Genomic DNA, 22,955 nt, shown 5'->3' with positions numbered 1-22,955 from the left:
CTGTGGTATAATGAGGTTGTGAAAAATTTGATTTATTGTTTCCTGAAATGGAGGGGCAACTCTTATGGCAAAGGAAATTAAAACGATTGGCGTTCTGACCAGCGGCGGTGACGCTCCCGGCATGAACGCGGCGGTCCGCGCGATTGTGCGTACCGGCATTACCAAAGGTTACCGCATGATGGGTATTCAGCGCGGTTACAACGGCCTCATCAACGGCGAGTGCTACGAGATGAACGTCCGCAGCGTTTCTGAGATCATCCATCGCGGCGGCACCATCCTGTACACTGCCCGTTGCCTCGAATTCAAGACCCAGGCCGGTCAGAGCAAGGCCCTTGCCCGCTGCAAGGAGCTGGGCATCGACGCACTGGTGGTCATCGGCGGCGACGGTTCCTTCATGGGCGCCCGCGCACTGGCCAACCAGGGCATTCCCTGCATCGGCATCCCCGGCACCATCGATAACGATATCGCCTGCAGCGAGTACACCATCGGCTACGACACTGCCATGAACACGGCAGTGGAGGCCATCGACAAGCTGCGCGACACCACCCAGAGCCACGACCGCTGCAGCGTCGTCGAGGTCATGGGCCATCATGCCGGCTATATCGCCCTCAACGTGGGCATTGCCACCGGCGCACTGGCCGTCCTGCTGCCTGAGCGTCCCTTCGACTTCGAGCGGGACATTCTGGCCCGGATGCGTCAGACTCAGGTCACCGGCAAGAAGCACTTTATCATCATCGTCTCCGAGGGCGTCATCAGCGCTCAGGAACTGGCCAACCAGATTCAGGCCACCACCGGTGTCGATTCCCGTGCTACCGTTCTGGGCCATATCCAGCGCGGCGGTTCTCCCACGGTCCGCGACCGTGTCAACGCCTCTCTGATGGGCTATCACGCCATCGACCTGCTGGATAAGGGCATCTACAACCGCGTGGTTGCCATGTCCGGTGACAAGATCGTCGACTACGACGTCAACGTCGCCCTGTCCATGCACAAGACAATCGACATGGATATGCTGGAAGTGGCCAACTCCATCTCCATCTGATTCCATTCAGATCCTATCGTATCCTACAGACACCGCGGAGGACAGCTGCCTTCCGCGGTGTTTTTGCATGCGGGGACAAATTGGCAGGGACCAGCAGGAAATCCGTCTGCCCCGCCGGGGCGGGAAGGTCAAACATTCCTGCGGCATACAGAGGCAAGCCGGTCTGCTGCCGGACGGTATGCGGAAACAGCCGTGCCTCTCCCGCAAACGCAAAATGCCCCGGCAGCGTGCGCACACTCTGCCGGGGCATCCCTGTATCAGATGAAAATGCAATCAGGCGTTGAAGACGTACTTGTCCAGCCGGTCAAAAGCCTCCCTGACCACGGCGGTGGGAACAGCCAGGTTCATGCGGATGGCCCATTGCCCGTGGAAAGGCCGGCCATCCTGCCAGATGACGCCCACCCGCACACCGGCGCGCAGCAGCTCGTCCAGCGTTTTGCCGTGTTCGGCACACCAGCGGCTGCAATCCAGGAAGAGCATGTAGGTGCCCTCCGGCCGGGCCAGAGTCACGCCGTCAAAATGGCCGGCGATGTAGTCGCAGGCATAGCGGACGTTTTCGCCCAGCACCTGCCGCAGCTCGTCCAGCCAGCAGGCACCCTCGGGGGTGTAGGCGCCCATGAGGGCATGCATCCACAGCACGTTCATGGAATCGTAGTGGGAGAGGGAGGACTCCTTGTCCATCCGGTCGCGGAGGAACCTGTTATAGACGATGTGATAGCTGCCCACCAGCCCTGCAAGGTTAAAGGTCTTGGAAGGCGCATACATTGCAATGGTACGGCTGCGGGCGTCCTCACTCACCGACTGGGTGGGGATGTGCCGGTATCCCGGCAGGGTCAGGTCGGACCAGATCTCGTCCGAGATGACAAAAACGTCGTTGCGGCGGTAAATGTCCATGGCCTTTTCCAGCTCTTCCCGGGTCCAGACACGGCCGCAGGGATTGTGGGGAGAGCAGAAGATGGCGGCATGAATGTGATTCTCCTGCAGTTTGCGCTCCATGTCCTCATAGTCCATGCGCCATACACCGTCCTGGTCCCGATAGAGGGGACTGGTTACAATGTGGTAGCCGTTGTTTTCCAGGGCATGGGTAAAGCCGATGTAGGTGGGGGAGTGCACCAGCACATTGTCCCCGGCGGAACACAGCACCCGCAGGGCCGAAACCACGCCGCCCAGGACGCCGTTCTCGTAGCCGATGTGTTCCTTTTCAAGGCCCTGTACGCCGTTGCGCTGTGCCTGCCAGCGGATGATGGCGTTGTAGTATTCCTCGGTGGGGGAGAAGTACCCGAAAGCCGGATGCTGTGCCCGGTGGACGATGGCCTGGGTGATGGAGGGCACGGTGGCAAAGTTCATATCGGCCACCCACATGGGGATGCGGGAAAACCCTGCATCGATCTGTGCGCCGGGAATGGGGATCTTTTCCACGGCGATGGCATCCTGACCTTCCCGGTCCAGCATGGTGGTGAAATCGTAGGGCATAAAAAGCACTTCCTTTGTCTGAAATGCGCCAGGCTGCGGCGGAAAACATCAGGGCCGCAGGCGGTGAACATACTTCCGATTGTAGCAAACTGCGGGGACAAACGCAAGCGGCACCGGGGTTCCGGGCAGGGAGAAAAGTTTTTGATAAAATTATGGTAAAATTTTCGCGCGGCGGATGAAAAAAAAGATGGGCCGTGGTATAATCAAAATAATATCTGAGTGCGTTGGGGGCGGTGCGTATGCGGTGGGCAAAGGATGCCCGGGTACTGGTCCCGGCAACGCTTGCCGCGCTGGCTGTCTTGTGGTTGGGTGCCATGTTCGGCATTGCACCGGTATGGCAGCCGGGGTATGCGCCGCGGGGAGCTGTGTCTCTCAGCCAGGCGGCCGGGCAGGCGGCACAATGGGATACATCCTCCGCCGCGGGGCAGGGGGAGACCGTCAATATCAACACCGCAACACTGGAAGAGCTGATGACTCTGCCCGGCATCGGAGAGGCCAAGGGCCGTGCCATTCTGGAATACCGGGAGGCGCACGGCGGCTTTGACACGGTGCAGCAGCTGGTGGAAATCAGCGGCATTTCCCAGCGTATGGTGGACGAATGGGGCGATCGTGTCTGCGTTTCAGATTAAAACGGGAGGGAACCGCTTTGGATTCATCAATGGATTCGATTTTTATCAACCGTGAACTCAGCTGGCTGGACTTCAACAGCCGTGTTCTGGCGTTGGCCAAGGACAAGGGTGTGCCGCTGGGGGAGCGCCTCAAGTTTGAGGCAATTTTCGGCAGCAACCTGGACGAGTTCTTCATGGTGCGTGTGGGCTCACTGTATGACCAGACGCTGCTCAAGGACAACAAGCTGGACAACATGACCCACATGACCGCATCCCAGCAGCTGGCGGCCATCATGCCGCGGGTGGCGGAACTGCAGGCCAAGTGCGATAAATATTATCTGCACCTGCTGGATCAGCTGGCCCAGAACGGCTACGACAAGGTGGACTTCAACAACCTGAGCAAAAAGGAGGAGCATTCCTGGAAGAGCTATTTCCAGAATGAGATTTTCCCGGTGCTCAGCCCGCAGATCGTGGACCAGCGCCATCCGTTCCCCTTCCTGCGCAACAAGGGGACCTATTACATCGTGCAGCTGGTCAGCAAAAATGACGGTGTGCATTACGGGATTATCCCCATCAACAGCCAGTTTGAGCGGGTGCTCTTTGTACGGGAAGATGACAAGACCCGTTTTGCTTTTGTGGAGGAGCTGATTGCCCGTTTTGCACCCATGGTGTTCGGCAAGAGCACGGTGCAGAAATCCTGCCTTTTCCGTGTGACCCGCAACGCCGACATTACGGTGGACGAGGGCATGATGGACCATGACATCGACTTCCGCGATGTCATGAGCGAGCTTTTGAAAAAGCGCCGCAAGCTGGCGGCCGTCCGGCTGCAGTTCTGGCCGGAAGCTCCGCAGGATATTGTCAAATTCCTGCGGGAAAAGCTGGTGGTCCCTTCCGACCGCTGCCTGGCACAGGTATCGCCCCTGGATCTGGGCTGCATGTACCGTCTGACTTCCCGCATGGCCGCCGACGGCCGACAGGATCTGTTCTACCCGTCGGCCAAACCCATTCAGGCGCCCAATACCTACAATCTGTATGAGGAGGCAAAGCACCACGACGTGCTCATTGCCTACCCGTATCAGAGCATCCGTCCTTTTATCCGCATGCTGCTGCGGGCGGGTGCCGACCCCGATGTCGTCTCCATCAAGATGACCCTCTACCGCATGGCCAACGACTCCCAGATCGTGCAGGCGCTCATCGCCGCCGCCGAGAACGGCAAGCAGGTGGTGGCCATGGTGGAGCTGCGCGCCCGCTTTGACGAGCAGAACAACATTGACTGGTCCAAACAGCTGGAGGATGCCGGTTGTACTGTGTTCTACGGCTTCGACGACTACAAGGTCCATTCCAAGCTGACGCTGATCACCAGCAAGGTCAACGGCAAATACCGTTACCTGACCCAGATCGGCACCGGCAACTACAACGAAAAGACCAGCGAGCTCTACACCGACCTGTCCTTCATCACGGCCAACCAGGAGATCGGCGAGGAAGCCAGCGCAGTGTTCAACAACATGGCGCTGCAGCGGCTGACCAGTGAGGCCGACACCATGCTGGTGGCGCCTCTGCGCTTCAAGTCGGTGCTGATGAATGAGATGGACCGCCAGATCGCCCGGGCCAAGCATGGTCTGCCTGCCTCCATGATCCTCAAAAACAACTCCATCAACGACCCTGAGATCATTGCCAAGATCAGTGAGGCCAGCTGCGCAGGTGTGCGGGTGGACATGATCGTCCGCGGCATCTGCTGTGTGCGTGCAGGGGTGCCCGGCAAGACCGAGAACGTTCACATCCGCAGCCTGGTGGGCCGGTATCTGGAGCACTCCCGCATTTACTGCTTCGGCCAGGGGGAGAGCATGCACATCTATATTGCCTCCGGCGACTTCCTGACCCGCAACACCGAACGCCGGGTGGAGGTTGGCGTCCGCATCGACGATCCGGCCATTGCCAAACAGCTGTACGGCATTCTTGACCTGCAGCTGCGGGATACCGTCAACGCCCGGGTCATGCTGCCCGACGGCAGTTATGTCAAGGTCAAACCGGAGGAAGGCAAGCCGCCGGTAGACAGCCAGATGGCCATGTACGGCTACTTCCAGCACGGCTGGGACAGCCCTGCAAAGCCTGCGGCGCCTGTCCGCAAGCCTGCCGCCGCCGCGGCTTCGCCCGCCCGGGAAAACGCCGTGTCCAAAAAGGAGGAACCGGCGTCCTCCGCCCGTTTCCGCGGTATTTTCGGCGCTCTGTTCGGTCGGAGCAAAAAATAAGAACCACTGGTAACTGGAAAATAAACCGCCCTTTTCTTCTCTCGGGAGGGAAACGGCGAAGGAGATGCAAAGAATGAAAAGCTGTGTACTCACCCGCACCTTCTCCTGCGATCCCAGCCGGATCTGGCTGTATCTGTCCAATCCGGCGCTGAACCACTGGCGCAAGGATGTGGCCTCTGCCGAGATCAGCGACGACGGCATGCAGGTGGTGGAGCTTGCCCCCGACGGCAGCCGCACCGAGATCACCTTCAGCAGCAAGGAAAAGCCCCGCCGCATGACAGGGTCCTTTGTCCACGGCAAGGTCAAAGGCAGCTTTACCGTCATCCTGCTGGGCGGCGGTGACTGCACCAGCGTGGAATGCACTTTTGAAGCCCAGGGCCTCGGCCTCTTTACCAAGCCTCAGAAACTGCTGGAGCAGCGCCTGGACATGCTGGCGCAGGTATTGGGCGCCTGAGTTTCCCGGCATACACTTTCATACAATAAAAACGGTGCACACCCTGAGGCGTGCACCGTTTTTTTGCGCGTGTCGGCCGGGGCGGGTATGGAATCGGGCGGCTGTGCATAGATATCGGATGTGAACCAAACCGCACGCTGTGCCGAAACGAAAGGGAGGCAGCCCAAATGTGGGAGGACGCGACACCCAAACCCATGCCGGAGACGACGCAGGAGGCCGAGAACCTGACACCTCGCCCCAAAGCCCGCCGGGAGGACGGCAGAACAGGGGATAACCTGATCCTCTGGGCGCAGATTCTGTTGTGTGCAGCGATTCTGGCGGGGGTGTACGCGGCCAGAGCGCTGGATTTGCCGGTGTATGCCCAGCTGCGAACAGTCTTTGACCGGGCCATGCAGGAGCAGGGGCTGGATGCTTTCGGGGAGGAGCGGGAGCTGGTGCGCTTCATCCAGACCGGTGCCGACGCCCTGGAAGAAGCTGCCCAGCAAGTGGCTGCCACCCTCACCAGGGAAGCATCCACCCGGGAGACCGCCCGCACCGTCCATGGCCGCAACGCCCCGGAGGAGGCCCCGGCGGGCAGCTCTCTGGAAAGCTACCTGCCCGCCTTTGACCTGGCCCTTCCGCTGCCGGAAGGATTCAGCTGTACCTCGGGGTACGGCTGGCGGCAGGACCCGGTGGCAGCCGACGGCAGTGAGGACTTTCACACCGGCAAGGATCTGGCCGCCGCCGAGGGCACCCCGGTCTATGCCGCTGCCGACGGTACCGTGCGGGCGGCTGCGCTGGGCAGCAGCTACGGCAACTATGTCCGCATTCTCCATGAGGCAGGGGATGAGACGCTCTATGCACATATGCAGTATGTCTTTGTGCGGCCGGGTCAGCAGGTCCGGCAGGGTCAGCAGATCGGCACGGTGGGGCAGACGGGCAATGTCACCGGGCCCCACCTCCACTTTGAGCTGCTGCACGCGGGCATCCGCTACGACCCCACCCAGGCGCTGGGTCTTGCCTGAACTGAACCTGCGGGTGAAATCTCCCTGTGCGCTGCTGTTTTTCTATACCCTGCTGCTGGCCGTAGATTCCACCGGAGTGTTCCGGCTGGGCATTTTGTGCGCGCTGCTTCATGAGTGCGGCCATATCATGGTGTTCATTACTTTGGAGCACCGGCTGCCCGCTCTGGAAGCCTCCCTGGCGGGACTTTGCCTTTCCATGCGCGGGGTGCTGCTTTCGCCGGGGAGGGAGCTGCTGCTGGCGGCAGCGGGCCCGGCCGTCAATCTGCTGTTTGCCGGGGCAATGCTTGCCTGGATGGACGGTACGGCAGGATACAGCTATTTCGGGCTGTGGTTTGCCTGTGCCAACCTGCTGGTGGGAGGCTTCAATCTGCTTCCGGTGCCGGGGCTGGACGGCTGGCGTATAGCGGGCTGTTTGCGGCAGCTTGTGCAGTACCGGCTGCGCTGCCATTCAACATATCCTTATATATAAATAGGAAAGGACCCCGCAACGGAAAAAATTCCGGCTGCGGGATCCTTTTTGTCTGCCCGGCGGGCAGGATCATTCGTAAGTACGGCGCCCTGCAAAAACGCAGAGGGGCCGGCGGGACTTGCCCGCATTCATCAGCTGGACGGCGGCTGCCAGAGTAGCCCCGGCGCTGGTGCAGGCAGGCACGCCGTCAAAGAAGAGCACTTCCCGGGCGGCGCGCTCGGCGTCGGCAGTGGAAACGGTCAGCACCGTGTCCACTACATAGGGGTTGTAGTTTTCCGGCACAAAGCCGGGGCCAATGCCTGCAATGCCGTGGTGTCCCGGCAGTCCGCCGCTGATGGCTGCGCACTCGCTGGGCTCCACCGCCACAATGCGGATCATGCTGTTCCAGGCTTTCAGGTACTCGGCCACACCGGTGATGGTGCCGCCGCTGCCCACGCCGATGACCACCGCATCGATGCTGTCGCCTGCCGCCTTGAGGATCTGCGGCCCCGTGACCCGGCGGTGGTACTCAGGGTTGTCGTCGTTGGAAAAGTAGTTGGTGAAGTAACCGTTGTAGCGGGCGGCGGTGTCGGCAGCCACCCGGTCCAGGGCCTTGCGGCCTCCGCTGCTGCACACCACGATGCGGGCGCCCAGACTCTGCAGGTGCTGCCGGCGGGAGATGGGCAGCGTACTGGGCACCACCAGAATGCAGGGGTGCCCGGTGGTGGCACAGGACACGGCCAGCGCCGCGCCGAAACTGCCCGAGCTGGCCTCCACCACCGGCATGCCCTGCTTGAGGGTGCCGCGCTCGGTGGCCAGGGCAAGCATGGTCTCGGCCACGCCGTCCTTGCAGGTGCCGGTGGCTCCGCCGAAATCCAGATAAGCCGCTATGCTGGCCTGAAGCCCGTGCCGCCCCGAAAAGCCCGACAGCTCCACGACAGGGCACTTGTACACGTCCTGATAGTAGCTTTGCAGGATTCCCACAGCACAAACCGTCCTTTCACACGAAAAAAATCTGCCCGCCGCTGAAAATACCGGAGTGCTGTTCCGCAGGCACCCCGCCGCAGGCTCATATCCCAAAGGGGGAATCTCCCCTCAAATTGTCCCGATTTTATAAAGATACCTCCTTATTATAGCATATCTTCGCCCGCTGTGCGCAAAATTCGACTGCCTTTTTTGAAAAAATGGCGGGAGGGGAGGAAAGCCGGGTCTTTTCCTGCAGCTCGCAGCGCAGAAGTTTTGTCCGGTTTTATCCTGGGCCAAAGGACACAAGATTCCCATATCTGCCCATTTCCGGTGGAAAACCGGGTCCATTCCCCTAAAATCCGGCGGTTAGCATTCCCGGCAGACCGGATGGAGGAGCTGGAATGGCAAAAAATAATGAGGGTTTGGCAAGCCAAACTGCTTGACACCCGCCTCCGGCTCTGTTATAATCACTACCTGTAAAGAAACGAACTTTACACAGACCACCGTTCGCTGAACCTACAGGAGGCACCACCTTGGCACAGACAATGAAGGATCTGGAGTTCTCCATCCTGCTGGACCATTACGGTTCGGTGCTTACCGAGCGTCAGCGCAGCATTCTCACCGAATATTACGACGAGGACCTCTCCCTCTCCGAGATTGCCGAGAACTTCGGCATTTCCCGCCAGGGTGTCCGGGATGCCATCAAGCACGGGGAAGCCACCCTGCGGGAGATGGAGGACAAACTGGGCAATGCCCGGCGGCATCAGGCCATGCTGGCCGACCTGGAACGGCTGGAACAGCTGGCCAGGGAGATCCGCTGCTGCAATTCGGGACTGTACACACCGGTGCCGCGCATCAAGCAGGACACCGACGAGATGCTGACCATACTGGAACGGCTCGGTACGCAGGAGGAAGCGCCCAATGGCATTTGAATCATTGACAGAACGCCTGTCCGGCGTATTCAAGAAGCTGCGCGGCAAGGGCCGTCTGAGCGAGGCGGACATCAAGGCCGCCATGCGGGAGGTCCGCATGGCACTGCTGGAGGCCGATGTCAACTACAAGGTGGCCAAGGACTTCTGCAATCAGGTATCCGAGCGTGCCATGGGCCAGGAGGTCATGGAAAGCCTGACCCCCGCCCAGCAGGTCGTCAAGATCGTCAATGAGGAACTGACCCGCCTGATGGGCGGCGACGAACCCACCCAGCTCCACATCAAGAACAAGGGACAGACCGTCCTGATGATGTGCGGCCTGCAGGGCAACGGCAAGACGACCCACGCCGCCAAGCTCGGCAAATATTACCGCAAACTGGGCCGCCGCCCTCTGCTGGTGGCCTGTGACATTTACCGCCCCGCAGCCATCGATCAGCTGCGCATTGTGGGCGAACAGGCGGAGGTCCCCGTCTTTGAGATGGGCACCGAACGCCCCGAACTCATCGCCCAGAAGGCGATGGCCTACGCCAAGGACCACGGCAACGACATCGTCATCATCGATACCGCCGGCCGCCTGCAGATCGACGAAGCTCTCATGGACGAGCTGGTCCGCATCAAGCAGACGGTGGAGGTGGACGACACCCTGCTGGTGGTGGACGCCATGGCCGGTCAGGAAGCAGTCAACGTGGCCAAGACCTTCAACGAGAAGATCGGCATTGACGGCGTCATCCTAACCAAGACCGACGGCGATACCCGCGGCGGCGCGGCCCTCTCGGTGCTGGCCGTCACCGGCAAGCCCATCTACTTCCAGGGCATCGGCGAAAAGCTGGACGACCTGGAGCCCTTCTATCCTTCCCGCATGGCGGGACGCATTCTGGGCATGGGCGATGTGCTCTCCCTGATCGAGAAGGCCCAGGCGGTGCAGGACGACAAGGAAGCCGAGGAAGCCGCCAAGCGGATGATGGCCAACAAGTTTGACCTCAACGACATGCTGGCCCAGTTTGCCCAGATCAAAAAGATGGGCGGAGCCTCGGCGCTGCTGTCCATGCTGCCGGGGGGCAATCAGATCGACCCTGACGCCCTGGACGAGAAGGCCCTGCCTCACATTGAGGCGATTATCTACTCCATGACCCCGGAGGAGCGGGCCAAGCCTTCCATCATCAATCCCAAGCGCAAGCGCCGCATTGCGGCTGGCAGCGGTCAGACCGTCGAGGCGGTCAACAAGCTGCTGCGCCAGTACGAAATGATGCAGAAACTCATGAAGCAGGCCAAGCGCAATCCCAAAGGCTTTATGCGCCGCTTCAGCGGGCTGCGGGGCATGCGCTGAGCCCCGGACACAACCAAGGTATCTCCCTTACGGCTTTACGGCCCAAGGGTGATGATAGAACCGGCACCCCAAAAAGGGCCGTAAACAGAAATTTGGAGGAAAAGTAACATGGTTAAGATTCGTCTGCGCCGCATGGGCGCCAAGAAAGCTCCCTTCTATCGCGTTGTTGTCGCCGACAGCCGTTATGCTCGTGACGGCCGCTTCATCGAGGAGATCGGCTACTACGATCCCACCAAGGAGCCCTCTGTTGTCAGCATCGACGCCGAGAAGGCAAAGCAGTGGCTGGCCAACGGCGCTCAGCCCACCGATACTGTCCGCGTTCTGCTGAAGAAGTCCGCGATCCTGTAACAAGAACGGAGGCGCACCATGCAGGAGCTGCTGATTGCAGTCGCACGCGGCCTTGTGGAGAATAAGGACGCTGTGCAGGTCACGGTCGACCCTGTGCGCGAGGACGGTACCGTCGTCTATCACCTCACTGTGGCCGAGGATGATATGGGCCGCGTGATCGGCAAACAGGGCCGCATCGCAAAGGCGATCCGCGTCGTCATGCGGGCCGCCGCCGTCCGCCAGGGCGAAAAAGTCGTGGTGGAGATCGGCTGATCCCAGACGTACTGGCACCTTGCCGCTGTGCGAGGTGCCTTTTTTGTATGCTTTTCCCAAGACAATTCCAAAGGAGACTGCTATGCAAGACTATCTGCCCGCCTGCAAGATCGTCACCACCCACGGCGTCCGCGGCGAGATGAAAGCTCTGCCCCTGTGTGACGGGGTCAAGTTTCTGTCCGGCTTCAAGACACTGTACACCGGCGCGGATGGCTCGGGTGCCCGTCGGCTGCTGGGGGTGCGTGCCCAGGGCAATATGCTGCTGGTTCGCCTGGAGGGGGTCGGTGATATGGACGCCGCCCGCGCCATGGTGGGGCGGACCCTTTACCTCTGCAAAGGGGAGGCCAAGCTGCCCAAGGGGCGCTTTTTCATCGATGATGTCATCGGCTGTCAGGTGAAGGACGCCGCCAGCGGCCAGGTGTACGGCAAGGTGACGGAGGTCAGCCATCCCGCCGCCCAGGATGTGTACACCGTCACCGACCCCGACGGCGGGGAACACATGATCCCGGTGGTGCCGGAGTTCGTGCAGGAAATCAACGTGGAGGCCCGCTGCGTGCTGGTCACGCCCATCCCCGGCATGTTCGACACCCCGATCAACGGAGACGAGGACTGAGCCATGCGCATTGATATTGTTACGCTTTTCCCGGAGCTGTGCGACAGCTTCCTCCACGCCAGCATTCTGGGGCGGGCCGCCGACAAGGGACTGTTCGAGGCCCACTGCCACCAGATCCGGGACTACACCAAAAACAAGCAGAAACAGACCGACGACTATCCCTACGGCGGCGGCTGCGGTATGGTATTGTATGCCCAGCCCATCGCCGACTGTATCCGGGCGGTGCAGGCCCAGTGTGCGGAGCAGGGCAGACCCCGTCCCCATGTGGCCTTTCTGACGGCGGCCGGTGCCCCCTACAACGAGCAGACGGCCCGCCGGCTGGCCACCTACGACAGTCTGATTCTGGTCTGCGGCCACTATGAGGGTATCGATGAGCGGGTCATTGAGGCCTTCGGCGATGAGGAAATCTCCATCGGCGACTATGTGCTCACCGGCGGCGAGCTGGCCAGCCTGGTGGTGGCGGACAGCGTGCTGCGGCTGCAGCCCGGCGTGCTGGCCGAGGAAAAGGGCTACCAGGAGGAGAGCTACTGGGACGGCCTCATCGAGTACCCCCAGTATACCCGCCCCGAGGTGTGGGAGGGCCGTGCCGTGCCCCCGGTGCTGCTCACCGGCGACCATGACAAGATCGACGCCTGGCGGGGCAAGCAGAGCCGTGCCCGCACCCGTGCCCGCCGCCCCGACCTCTACGACCGCTGGTGCCGTACCCATCCCCTGACCCCGCCCAGCTGGAAGCGCAGCGAGCGTGCCGCCCTCGTCCGCACCGAGGACCAGCTGAAGGCTGCCGCCCGCATTTACAGCGAAAGCTGGCAGCAGTCCCATGAGGGAATCTGTACCCCGGACTTTGTGGCGAAGCATACGCCCCAGGCCATGAGGCAGCGTCTGGACGCCGACCGGGCGGCAGGCTGGGCTTTTTACCTGCACAGCACGGCGGGCAAACCGGACGGCATTGTGGGCGTCTGCCACAAGACCGGGGAGATCGGCCGCCTGTATGTGGCTCCTGCCGCTCAGGAAAAGGGCATTGGGGCCAAACTGCTGGAGTTTGCCCGCAAAAAGATGCCGGAGCACGCCCATCCCTTTGTGACGGTGCTGGCCAACAACCGCGCCGCCATTGCTCTGTATCTGCGGATGGGATACCGGGAAGGAAGCGACTTTACGAATGTTTTACAGAAAAACGGCAAGACTTTTTCCGGGAACATTCCGGAAGTGAAAATGTTCCACACAGCGCCCGAAAACTGCAAAACGGGCGACTGAACGCTGGTTTTTCGGTATTCCTGAACAACATTGTTGAAAATAAACTGGTAAACCTGCACAAAGAACGCGGCGCGAGTTTGGCGGGAATGCGGAATCCTGCTAAATTTGACAAAATCTACTGTACAAAAGGCATAAAATAGGTTAAAATATAATCAATTCAGGGCGGAAATCCAGTGCAAAGCCGCCTGAGGGAGCCCCGCGGTGAATGCATGGGCATATATCTTTTCGAAATAGGAGAGAATAACTATGTATGTGAAAGAAGTTACCGTTGAGAATCAGGTTGGTTTGCACGCCCGTCCGGCTACCTTCTTCATCCAGAAGGCGAACGAGTACAAATCTTCCATCTGGGTCGAGAAAGAGGAGCGCCGTGTCAACGCAAAGAGCCTCCTGGGCGTTCTGAGCCTGGGCATTGTGGGCGGCACCACCATCCGCATCATCGCGGACGGCACCGACGAGCAGGCTGCTGTTGACGGCCTGGTCAAGCTGGTCGATTCCGGTTTCTCCGAGTAATCACAGCGCTATAGTTTCTCTTTAAATCATTTGCGGCGGGTGGGTAACCACTCGCCGTTTTTTGGGTGTATCCCCATCCGGCGGCAAGGAGCGCCGTTTCCCATGACCAAAGCTGAACTCTACCGCAAGGCCTGTATGCTGCCCCTGCTGCCGGGGGTCTATATCATCCGGGACAAATCGGACACCATCATCTATATCGGCAAGGCCAAGCGCCTCAAGACCCGGGTCTCCCAGTATTTCCGGGAGGGAGTGCCTCACGACGCCAAGGTCACCCAGATGATCGCCCATGCCTTCAACTTCGATGTCATTGTCTGCCAGTCGGAGTTTGAGGCCCTGGTGCTGGAGGCCAGCCAGATCAAGGCCCACACCCCGAAATACAACATCCTGCTCAAGGACGACAAGGGCTACAGCTATGTCAAGGTGACGAAAGGGGACTGGCCCCGCATTTCCGCCGTGCTGCAGAAGGAGGACGACGATGCCGAGTATATCGGCCCCTTTACCTCCGCCTTTGCCGTGCGGGAGATCGTGGAGACGGCCCAGGACTGCTTCCTTTTGCCCCGGTGCAACAAGGAATTCCCCCGGGACATCGGTAAGGGACGGCCCTGCCTCAACGCCCACATCGGCAAGTGCATGGCGGTGTGCAGCGGCAAGATCAGCTGTGCCGACTACAACGAGGCCGTCCGCGATGCCATCCGCATGATCCGGTACGGCAAGCGGGACATTGTCAGGCAGCTGCGGGAAAAGATGGAGGCCGCCTCCGAGCGGCTGGACTTTGAGGCGGCAGCTCTGCTGAGGGATCAGATCGCCGCCATTGAGCGGGTCTCGGCAGGGCAGAAGGTGGTCATGGAAAACGACGCCGAAATGGACGTGCTGGCCTTTGCAGGCACCACCCACGCGGTCTGTGCGGCCATTCTGCGCTACCGGGACGGTCGCCTCACCGATAAGCGGGAGTTTCTCTTCCACGACACCTCCGACATTGCAGCCCTGCGGGAGGAATTTCTGCCCCAGTACTACCTGGACGGGGAGAACGTGCCCAAAACCATCGCGGTGGATGCCCTCCCCGAGGACCACGAAGCCCTGGCCGAAGCTCTGGCCAAGGTGCGGGGAAGTACCGTCAACCTGTATGTGCCCCAGCGGGGGGACGTGGCCAAGCTGGTCACCATGGCCTACACCAACGCGGTGGAGCGCCTGGCCCGGGAGAGCGGCCGCTACACCCGGGAGGAAAAGCTGCTGGAGGAAGCAGCCCAGATGCTGGGCCTCAAGACGCCGCCCCGGGTCATCGAGAGCTACGATATCTCCAACTGGGGCGATGGCTCCAGCGTCTGCGGCATGATCGTCTTCCGGGACGGCAAGCCTTTGCGGGCGGGCTACCGGCGGTTCCGCATGAAAACGGTGGCGGGTACCGACGACTATGCCTCCATGGCAGAGGCCCTCTCCCGCCGGGCGGAGGAATATGCTGCCGCCAAGCGGGGAGAAAAGCCCGACGCCCCCACCAATCAGTTCTCGGTGCTGCCCGACCTGATCCTGCTGGACGGCGGCAGGGGACAGGTGTCGGCGGTGCGGGCGGCCCTGAAGGGTACCCAGCTGGCGGGGGTGCCTCTCTTCGGCATGGTCAAGGACGACCACCACCGCACCCGCGCCATTGTGGACGACACCGGCTCGGAGATTGCCATCAACCGCAACCGGGGCATCTTCACCTTTGTCACCTCCATCCAGGATGAGGTCCACCGCTATGCCAACGACTACCGCAAACGCCTTATGAACAAGCGGTCCTATGCGGCAACTCTGACCTCTCTGCCCGGGGTGGGGGAAAAGACCTCGGCGGCGCTGCTCAAGCACTTCAAGACGGTGGCCAACGTGCGTGCGGCCTCCATCTCCGACCTGGAACAGGTGCCGGGCATCAGCCACAAAAAGGCAGAGCAGATTTACAACGCTCTGCGCGCATAAAGAGCATTCTGTTCCGGCGGGGCAGGACTGAAAAACTTTCAAAAACAAAAAATCCACGGTACAATTGGTGGGCGGCGGCTGGGATGGCAGCGGTCCGGTTGGCCCAACTGCCGCTTTGTAAACTGACAAAAAACGGTATTCCGTTGTTTTGCGGGATGCCTGGTGCGGGCGTTTTTTCACACAGGCCTCCTGTGCAAGGGGAGATCGGCTATTGACAAGGAAGTCAAAAACACGCATAATGGTAGCACCGAAAAAGTACGCAGAAGGGAGGCGCGCGGTATGCGTGTCATTGCGGGTACGGCGCGCGGCAAGGTCCTCAAGGCACTGCCGGGGCAGGATGTCACCCGTCCTACCATCGACCGGGTCAAGGAAGCCATGTTCTCCAGCGTGCAGTTTCTGGTGCCGGGGGCGCGGGTCCTGGACCTGTTCGCCGGCAGCGGACAGCTGGGCATTGAGGCTCTCTCCCGCGGGGCGGCCCGCTGCGACTTTGTGGATGCCTCCCGGGAGGCTTTCGCCGTGGTGCAGGCCAACTGCCGGGCGGCGGGCGTTGCGCCCAAAAGCCGCCTGCACAACACCGATGCGTTTACTTTTTTGGCGTCCGTACGGGAACCTTTCGACCTGGTTTTGCTGGATCCGCCCTTTGCCCATGATACACTGTCCAAAGTGCTGCCCCTGCTGGAACCCAACGTGGCGCCCGGCGGCGTGGTCATCTGTGAGAGCGAGCGGGACGCCCGCCTGCCGGAGACAGTGGGCGGACTGACCAAGGTCAAACAGTACACCTACGGCAAGATCCTTGTCACTCGTTACCAGAAAGAGGTACAGGCATGAATGTTGATGAATTGCTCGATTTGATGGAAGAGACTCTCGAGGAGGGCACTGCCATGCCTTTCTCCGCCGGCAAGCGTGTGGTCGACGTGGACAAGATGCGCGATATTATCGACGATGTGCGCGCCAACCTGCCCGATGAGATGCGCCAGAGCAAAAAGATCGTGGATGATCGGGAGCGCATTATTCAGGAGGCCCGCCAGGAAGCCGACAACATCATCAAGCAGGCCGAGGAGCGCGCCAAGGCGTTGGTGTCGGATCAGGAGATCGTCAAGCGTGCCCAGAAGCGCGCGGTGGAAATTCTCACCACCACCCAGACCCATGCCCGGGAGATCAGCAAGAGTGCCACTACATACTGCGAAACTATCCTGAAAAACTCGGAGGAGACGCTGGCCCGCAGCATTGCGGACATCAAGAACACCCGCATGAATCTGCGCAACGCCACCGCCAAGAGCATGCGCGGCAGCAAGTAAGCGGAGACGGTGAAAAAGCAGTCTCCCCACCCGGTTTTACGACTGTTTCAAATATGAAAATTTTATGACCCGCAGCGGTTTTCGACCGCTGCGGGCTTGTTTTTTACAGGGGGATTTGGTATTATAGAACTGCGATTGTGGGTAAAAGTGGTTGACCGGGGTTAAAAGTGGAGAGTTATTAACACTTTCAACCGGGTTTTCAACACAAGACAGACAATCGTACGTGAAAAATTGTCGAAAGGGGGAAAGCGCCGTGCTCATGGGTCAGTATGACTATGCGGTCGATGCCAAGGGCCGGCTGAACTTCCCCGCAAAGTTCCGCGAGGAGATGGGTCAGACGTTTATCGTGACCTGCTGGCTCGACCATTGCCTGGCGGCTTTTCCTGCCGAACAGTTTGAAAAAGTCGCCGACAAGATCGAGGAAAAAGGCCTGGTCAAGGGCCGCAAGGTCACCCGTATGCTGTACAGCTCGGCGGTGGAGGTTACGCCCGACAAGCAGGGGCGTATCCAGCTGCCTGCCAAGCTGCGTGCCTACGCCGGTCTGGACCATGACGTTACCATCATCGGCAACCGGGAGTTTGCAGAAATCTGGAACACCGCCGCATGGAACCAAACCCAGGAGGGGGCGGATGACGACTTTACCGCGGCCATGGAGGACCTGGATTTCTGATCCGGCCTTTGCCGGACCATTGCTGCCGAAAGGATGTAACCAAGGATGGAATTTCACCACGTTCCCGTATTGCTTCACGAGTGTCTGGAAGGACTGGCCATTGACCCGGCCGGGACCTATCTGGACGGCACAGCCGGCGGCGCCGGCCACTCGTGCGAAATTGCCAAGCGCCTGACCACAGGGCGGCTGATCGCGCTCGATCAGGACCCGGATGCGGTGGCAACCGCCACCGAAAGGCTTAAGGGCTTACCCGCCCTTGTGGTCAGGGCCAACTTTCGCGAGGCACCGCGGGTACTGCGGGAACTGGGCATCGACTCCATCCAGGGGGCGCTTCTGGACCTGGGCGTTTCCAGCCACCAGCTGGACGACGCGGCCCGGGGCTTTTCCTATCACGCCGACGCGCCGCTGGACATGCGCATGAGCCAGAGCGGCCCCACCGCTGCGGACCTTGTCAACAGTCTGGATCGTGAAGAACTCTGCCGCATTCTGCGGGATTACGGCGAGGAGCCCTATGCCTGGCAGATTGCCGGAAAGATCGTCACCGCCCGGGCCGAGCATCCCATCGAGACCACGATGGAGCTGGCCGGGCTGGTGGCTTCCGCGGTGCCGCCCGCCGAGCGCCGCAAGAACAAGAATCCCGCGCGCCGGACCTTTCAGGCGGTGCGCATCGCGGTCAACGGAGAGCTGGACGCCCTCAACGAGGGATTGGACGGTATCTTCGAGGCACTGGCACCGGGGGGCAGGCTGTGCGTGATCACCTTCCACAGCCTGGAGGACCGCCTGGTCAAGAATAAGTTCCGCCGCTGGGCGCAGAAATGCACCTGCCCGCCGGAGTTTCCGGTGTGCGTGTGCGGCGGCAAGGCCAAAGCAAAACTGATTACCCGTCATCCCATCGAGGCCGATCCGGATGAACTCAATGAAAACCGCCGTAGCCGTTCGGCAAAGCTGCGTGTGCTGGAAAAGCTGTAACGCCGTGCCCGAGGGGGGCGGCAGGGAAGGGAGGGTTTGCCCATGACACAGGCAGCCTATGATTTGAACACGAAAATAAAAAGCTCCGGCCAGTACCGGGCACCCCGCGTGAGGGTGGTCCGCGGCCGCAGCGGTCTGGACAAGCTTCGCCAGACGGTGGCTGCGCTGCGCTCGGTGCTGGTCGCTGCATTGATTCTGGGGCTGGTGGTCAGCCTGCTGTACAGCCAGGCCATCATCACCGAGCTGTCGGGAGAGATCGAGTCCGCCCGCCAGGAACTGACGCAGGCGCAGAGCACCTACGACTACCTGTCCGGCCGCATGGACGACATCACCAGCAGCACCAATATCCAGGAAATTGCCGAGGGCAAACTGGGTCTGGTCAAGGCGGATGCCAGCCAGATCACCTACATCACCATGGAGGGCGAAAGCCTTATCGTGCGCAATCAGTCCGATCTGTCCAAACTGCTTACCGGCATAAAGACGGCGGCCCTCAGCCTGATCGGCAACTTCAACCCCTGAACCACCGGCCGGAAGTTCCCGGCCCCAGCAAAAGCGTGCGGCCGAGTGCGAAGCGTGGCTTCGCAAACGCAGGCAGGCGCGCTTTTTGCATATTCAGAACCCGACGAACCATCGCAAAGGGAACCTAGAACCATGGCAAACAATCATCCGAACGATCACTCTCAAAAGCCCGGGTCCGAAAACTTCGGCACCTCCAACGCCATGCGCATCCGCACGCTGATCCTGGTTGCCGCCTTTCTCATTTTCGGCTTCGGGCTGCTGGTTTATCAGCTCTATGTGCTGCAGATCCGGGACTATGAGACTTACCGCGTGGATGCCACCGAGCAGCAGCTTTCCGACACCACCATCCCGGCCACCCGCGGCTCCATCTACAGCTCCACCGGCAAGCTGCTGGCCAAGAGCAGCGTGGTCTGGAACATCATCGCCGATCCCTCCCGCTGCAGTGCCGACTATATCACCCAGGCCGGCGAGAAAATCGCTGAGCTGTCGGGCGGGGCAGTCACAGCGGAGAGCGTGGCCAGCAATCTATCCATGAGCGATAAAAAGTACCGCGTCCTTGTCCGGGGCATGGACATGCCCACTGCCGAGGCCATTCTCCAGTATGCCAGCGACCTGAACGAGCAGGCAGAGAAAACGGTGCTCTACCTCTACACCGAACAGTCTTCCACCCGGGAGTATCCCTACGGGGCATTTCTGTCGTCGGTGCTGGGCTTTACCGACAGCTCAGGCAACGGCACCTACGGCCTGGAAAACTACTACAACGACATTCTGGCCGGCACGCCGGGACGCAGTGTGTCGCTGCAGAGCGCGGGCGGCATCGACCTGACCGACTCGGAGTCGGAATATCATGCTCCCATCGACGGATTGAACCTGAATCTCTGCATCGATGATAATATCCAGTCGATTGTTGAGGAATACTTGCAGCAGGCGATTGTTGACTACAATGTCAAGAGCCGTGCCTGCGCCATTGTCATGAACGTCAACACCGGCGAGATTCTGGCCATGGCCTCCATGAATCAGTTCGACCCCAACGATCCCTACACCATCTACGACAGCGAGATGCAGTCCATCCTGGACAGCGGCACTCTGACGGCCGAGCAGATCGACACGCTGGTCAGCCGCCTGGGCAGCACCACAAAGCTGCAAAGCATCATTGAGGACGGCCAGATCTCGGACGACGAGTACTCCGACCTGCAGGGCCTGATGCGGGAAGCTCAGTGGAAGAACAAGACCATCACCGAGCTGTATTATCCCGGTTCGGTCTTCAAGCTGGTCACCGCCTCGGCAGCGCTGGACTCCGGCCTGATGGATACCAGCCAGCAGTTCTACTGCAGTAAGGAGGGCTGGACCATCAATGCGGGCAGTGCGCTGTACGAGCATACCTACCACTGCGCCAACAACGACGCCCACGGCTGGCAGGATATGGCCACTGCTCTGAACAACAGCTGCAACATCTACTTTATCCAGGTGGGTCTGACGCTGGGACCGCAGGTGTTCTACGACTACTACAATGCCTTCGGCTTCACCGAGCGCACCGGCGTGGACCTGCCCAACGAGACCCGCTGGATGATCTACCACGATGAGGAAGAACTGGCCAAGACCGAGGCCAACCTGGATTCCAGCTCCTTCGGTCAGGCACAGACCTGCACGCCGCTGCAGATGGCGACCGCCGTGGCTGCGGTGGTCAACGGCGGCTACCTGGTCACCCCCCATGTGGTGGATACCATCACCGACCAGAGCGGCAATGTGGTCACCAGTGTGGACACCACCATCCGCCGCCAGGTCATTTCGGAGGAAGTCAGCGCCGAGGTCCGCGCCATGATGGAACAGGTCGTGGGCAAGGGGGCAGACACCAGCAGCGGCCGCAATGCCTATGTGGCTGGCTACCGTATCGGCGGCAAGTCGGGCACCTCGGAAAACCTGGGCCGTGACGAACGTGAGGACGGCGACTACTACAAGCAGATCAGTTTTACGGCGGTTCTGCCCATCGACGACCCCGAGATCGAGGTCTTCGTCATGATGGACGACCCCCGCTGGTCCAACGACTATGCCAGCCAGATCGTTGCCCCTGTGGTGGGCAACATCATCAGCGAGGTTGCCCCCTACCTGGGCCTGGAGCGCGACCCCGAGTACGACACCAGCGCCACCGTGGTGGTGCCGGATGTGGTCAGCCGGAACAACTCCTGGGTCAGCGCCCAGGTGGAGATGAACAAGAAGGGCCTTGCCCACAAGCTGGTGGAAGGCACCGGCACCGTGGTGCACCAGTATCCGGCGGCAGGCACGGTGGTCCCGGTGGGGTCTACCGTCTACCTCTACACCCAAAGCACTACCGACACCATGGTCAATGTGCCCAATGTGGTGGGCAAGAGCGGCAGCTTTGCAGCGCAGATGCTCAGTGCTGCGGGCATCAATGCCCAGATCAACGGCGACGAGAACGCCCTGGTCACCTCCCAGAGCGTAGCCGAGGGCACCAGCGTTGCCATGGGCACCGTTGTCACCATCGAGACTGCCTCGGCGGCAGATACTGCAGAGCCTGCTGCCGACGGTACGGGCAGCGATTCGGATACCACTTCCGGGGATACGGCGGACCCAGCCGCTTCCTCGGATGATACCGCGACAGACGGCGGCGAATAAGCCCTGACACAACCGTGACAAACCATTGCGGGAATGAAAAGGAGAGATGCAAGATGAAACCCATCCATGCCAATCAACTGCTGGCCGGCCTTGCGCTGGCGGAACCGGACCCCATCACCGAGGTTGTGACCGACAGCCGCAAGGTGGTGCCGGGATGTGTTTTCGTCTGCTTTCCGGGAGAGCGGGTGGACGGCCACGATTATGCAGCCGCAGCTTACCGTGCGGGAGCCTCCTACATCATTGCCAACCATCCGGTGGAGGGCGTCCCGGAGGACCGCACCGTCATTGTGCCGTCCAGTCATCATGCCATGGTGCGCATGGCGTCCAATTACCGGATGCTGTTCAGCCCTTTGATGATCGGCGTGACGGGCAGCGTGGGCAAGACCACCACCAAGGAATTCTGCTACGCGGTGCTGTCCGCTTTCGGCAATACGCTCAAGACCGAGGGCAACCAGAACAACGAGATCGGTCTGCCCAACACGCTGTTCCGCCTGGACGATGCCACCGAGTATGCGGTGGTGGAGATGGGCATGAGCAACCTGGGCGAGATCGAGCGGCTGACCCGCGCGGCCCGGCCGGCTGCGGGCATCATCACCCGCATCGGAGTGTCCCATCTGGAAAATCTGGGCAGCCGCGAGAATATACTGAAAGCAAAGCTTGAAATCTGCTATGGCCTGCCCGACGGCGCGCCGCTGGTGCTCAACGCTGACGACGACATGCTGCCCAAGGCCAAGCTTCCCGGCCGTCTGCGCCCGGTGTGGTTCGGCATCGACAGCTCCGACGCCGACGTGCGGGCGCTCAACATCACGGCAGGGGACAGCGGCACGGATTTCCTTTTGTCCGACAGGGAGTACGGCGAGTTCCCGGTGCATATCCCCACAGTGGGGCTGCACACGGTCAGCGATGCGCTGGCGGCCTATGGGGCGGCCACCCGGCTGGGGCTGGACCCCGCCCGGTGTGCGGCGGCCCTGAGCAATTACCAGACCACCGGCATGCGGCAGAACATTGTCCGCAAGGCGGGCATCACCATCATCGAGGACTGCTACAATGCCAGCCCCGACAGCATGCGTGCGGCCCTGGGCGTGCTGGAAAGCCAGGAGGCAGACCGCCACATTGCCCTGCTGGGGGATATGCTGGAGCTGGGCAGCGTCAGCGAGGAAGCACACCGCCAGGTGGGCGAGTGGGCTGCCGAGGCAGGCGTCGATCTGCTCATCGCCTACGGCCCGCGGAGCGCCGCCATGGCACAGGCTGCCGCCGGGAAAGGTGTAACAACTTTGCATTGCGAAACCGAACAAGAAGTGGTAGGATATGTAAGGCAAAATGTACACGCGGGCGATGCATTGCTGGCAAAAGCCAGCCATGCCATGAAGCTGGACCAGGTGCTGGAACAGTTTTACAAGACGCTGGCGTGATTGTCAGCCAAACTGATAGAGATTTGGGGGAGTTC

At 60.7% G+C, this 22,955-nt stretch carries 23 protein-coding genes; 21 read left to right on the top strand and 2 right to left on the bottom strand.

What is annotated here, in order from left to right; all coding sequences use genetic code 11:
- The first annotated feature begins 64 nt into the window (after positions 1–64).
- Positions 65–1,039: a 6-phosphofructokinase gene (gene pfkA / locus INF35_RS03520; protein WP_193500137.1), complete on the top strand. Its 975-nt coding sequence runs from the start codon at positions 65–67 to the stop codon at positions 1,037–1,039.
- Between the two features lie 273 nt (positions 1,040–1,312).
- On the opposite strand, the gene INF35_RS03515 is transcribed toward pfkA, so the two are convergent.
- Positions 1,313–2,512, bottom strand: a complete 1,200-nt coding sequence (locus INF35_RS03515) for a MalY/PatB family protein (protein ID WP_193500136.1) — start codon at positions 2,510–2,512, stop codon at positions 1,313–1,315.
- A 239-nt stretch (positions 2,513–2,751) separates the two neighbouring features.
- On the opposite strand from INF35_RS03515, the gene INF35_RS03510 reads away from it, so the two are divergent.
- The 5 genes from INF35_RS03510 to INF35_RS03490 all read left to right on the top strand — a co-directional run bounded on the left by INF35_RS03510 (position 2,752) and on the right by INF35_RS03490 (position 7,296).
- Positions 2,752–3,141, top strand: a complete 390-nt coding sequence (locus INF35_RS03510; RefSeq protein WP_193500135.1) for a ComEA family DNA-binding protein — start codon at positions 2,752–2,754, stop codon at positions 3,139–3,141.
- A gap of 17 nt (positions 3,142–3,158) precedes the next feature.
- The gene (ppk1, locus tag INF35_RS03505; protein ID WP_268885723.1) at positions 3,159–5,369 is read left to right on the top strand and encodes a polyphosphate kinase 1; all 2,211 of its coding nucleotides are present in this window, start codon (positions 3,159–3,161) and stop codon (positions 5,367–5,369) included.
- Positions 5,370–5,442: 73 nt separating this feature from the next.
- Positions 5,443–5,823, top strand: coding sequence for an SRPBCC family protein (locus INF35_RS03500; RefSeq protein ID WP_193500134.1), 381 nt, complete (start codon positions 5,443–5,445; stop codon positions 5,821–5,823).
- 167 nt (positions 5,824–5,990) lie between these two features.
- The gene (locus INF35_RS03495) at positions 5,991–6,827 is read left to right on the top strand and encodes a M23 family metallopeptidase (RefSeq protein ID WP_235983089.1); all 837 of its coding nucleotides are present in this window, start codon (positions 5,991–5,993) and stop codon (positions 6,825–6,827) included.
- Positions 6,820–7,296 (top strand): zinc metalloprotease, encoded by a 477-nt coding sequence (locus tag INF35_RS03490; protein ID WP_193500133.1) that lies wholly within the window; start codon positions 6,820–6,822, stop codon positions 7,294–7,296. Before INF35_RS03495 ends, INF35_RS03490 begins: the two co-directional genes overlap by 8 nt.
- 69 nt (positions 7,297–7,365) lie before the next feature.
- Here INF35_RS03490 and INF35_RS03485 read toward each other — a convergent pair whose 3' ends face one another.
- Positions 7,366–8,259: a PLP-dependent cysteine synthase family protein gene (locus INF35_RS03485; RefSeq protein ID WP_193500132.1), complete on the bottom strand. Its 894-nt coding sequence runs from the start codon at positions 8,257–8,259 to the stop codon at positions 7,366–7,368.
- Positions 8,260–8,774: 515 nt separating this feature from the next.
- Between INF35_RS03485 and ylxM the strand changes: the two genes are divergently transcribed.
- From ylxM to INF35_RS03410, 15 genes are all read left to right on the top strand, one after another.
- Positions 8,775–9,173, top strand: a complete 399-nt coding sequence (gene ylxM, locus INF35_RS03480; RefSeq protein ID WP_328740336.1) for a YlxM family DNA-binding protein — start codon at positions 8,775–8,777, stop codon at positions 9,171–9,173.
- Entirely contained in the window at positions 9,163–10,497 is a 1,335-nt protein-coding gene (ffh, locus tag INF35_RS03475; RefSeq protein WP_193500131.1) for a signal recognition particle protein, read from the top strand. Before ylxM ends, ffh begins: the two co-directional genes overlap by 11 nt.
- A 108-nt stretch (positions 10,498–10,605) precedes the next feature.
- Positions 10,606–10,845, top strand: a complete 240-nt coding sequence (gene rpsP, locus INF35_RS03470; RefSeq protein WP_193500130.1) for a 30S ribosomal protein S16 — start codon at positions 10,606–10,608, stop codon at positions 10,843–10,845.
- Between the two features lie 18 nt (positions 10,846–10,863).
- Complete coding sequence (locus INF35_RS03465) at positions 10,864–11,097, top strand: KH domain-containing protein (RefSeq protein WP_193500129.1); 234 nt, start codon at positions 10,864–10,866, stop codon at positions 11,095–11,097.
- A gap of 82 nt (positions 11,098–11,179) precedes the next feature.
- The gene (gene rimM, locus INF35_RS03460) at positions 11,180–11,710 is read left to right on the top strand and encodes a ribosome maturation factor RimM (protein ID WP_193500128.1); all 531 of its coding nucleotides are present in this window, start codon (positions 11,180–11,182) and stop codon (positions 11,708–11,710) included.
- A 3-nt stretch (positions 11,711–11,713) separates the two neighbouring features.
- On the top strand, positions 11,714–12,961 hold the full coding sequence (gene trmD, locus INF35_RS03455; RefSeq protein WP_193500127.1) for a tRNA (guanosine(37)-N1)-methyltransferase TrmD: 1,248 nt from the start codon (positions 11,714–11,716) through the stop codon (positions 12,959–12,961).
- Positions 12,962–13,207: 246 nt separating this feature from the next.
- Complete coding sequence (locus INF35_RS03450) at positions 13,208–13,471, top strand: HPr family phosphocarrier protein (protein ID WP_193500126.1); 264 nt, start codon at positions 13,208–13,210, stop codon at positions 13,469–13,471.
- A 102-nt stretch (positions 13,472–13,573) separates the two neighbouring features.
- Positions 13,574–15,418, top strand: coding sequence for an excinuclease ABC subunit UvrC (gene uvrC, locus INF35_RS03445; protein WP_193500125.1), 1,845 nt, complete (start codon positions 13,574–13,576; stop codon positions 15,416–15,418).
- A gap of 210 nt (positions 15,419–15,628) precedes the next feature.
- Entirely contained in the window at positions 15,629–16,246 is a 618-nt protein-coding gene (gene rsmD, locus INF35_RS03440) for a 16S rRNA (guanine(966)-N(2))-methyltransferase RsmD (protein ID WP_328740459.1), read from the top strand.
- Positions 16,243–16,716, top strand: a complete 474-nt coding sequence (locus INF35_RS03435; RefSeq protein WP_193500123.1) for an HrpE/YscL family type III secretion apparatus protein — start codon at positions 16,243–16,245, stop codon at positions 16,714–16,716. Before rsmD ends, INF35_RS03435 begins: the two co-directional genes overlap by 4 nt.
- A gap of 259 nt (positions 16,717–16,975) precedes the next feature.
- Complete coding sequence (mraZ, locus tag INF35_RS03430) at positions 16,976–17,386, top strand: division/cell wall cluster transcriptional repressor MraZ (RefSeq protein WP_207728266.1); 411 nt, start codon at positions 16,976–16,978, stop codon at positions 17,384–17,386.
- 45 nt (positions 17,387–17,431) lie between these two features.
- Positions 17,432–18,355: a 16S rRNA (cytosine(1402)-N(4))-methyltransferase RsmH gene (gene rsmH, locus INF35_RS03425; protein WP_193500121.1), complete on the top strand. Its 924-nt coding sequence runs from the start codon at positions 17,432–17,434 to the stop codon at positions 18,353–18,355.
- 42 nt (positions 18,356–18,397) lie between these two features.
- Positions 18,398–18,874, top strand: coding sequence for an FtsB/FtsL family cell division protein (locus tag INF35_RS03420; RefSeq protein WP_193500120.1), 477 nt, complete (start codon positions 18,398–18,400; stop codon positions 18,872–18,874).
- A gap of 132 nt (positions 18,875–19,006) precedes the next feature.
- Complete coding sequence (locus tag INF35_RS03415; protein WP_193500119.1) at positions 19,007–21,508, top strand: penicillin-binding transpeptidase domain-containing protein; 2,502 nt, start codon at positions 19,007–19,009, stop codon at positions 21,506–21,508.
- 53 nt (positions 21,509–21,561) lie between these two features.
- The gene (locus INF35_RS03410) at positions 21,562–22,920 is read left to right on the top strand and encodes a UDP-N-acetylmuramoyl-tripeptide--D-alanyl-D-alanine ligase (protein WP_193500118.1); all 1,359 of its coding nucleotides are present in this window, start codon (positions 21,562–21,564) and stop codon (positions 22,918–22,920) included.
- The last annotated feature ends 35 nt before the right edge of the window (positions 22,921–22,955 follow it).

It is taken from the genome of Gemmiger gallinarum, assembly GCF_014982805.1.
Lineage (GTDB): Bacteria > Bacillota > Clostridia > Oscillospirales > Ruminococcaceae > Gemmiger > Gemmiger gallinarum.
Note: the sequence above shows the minus strand (reverse complement) of the source record. Positions and strands in the feature narration are given on the sequence as shown.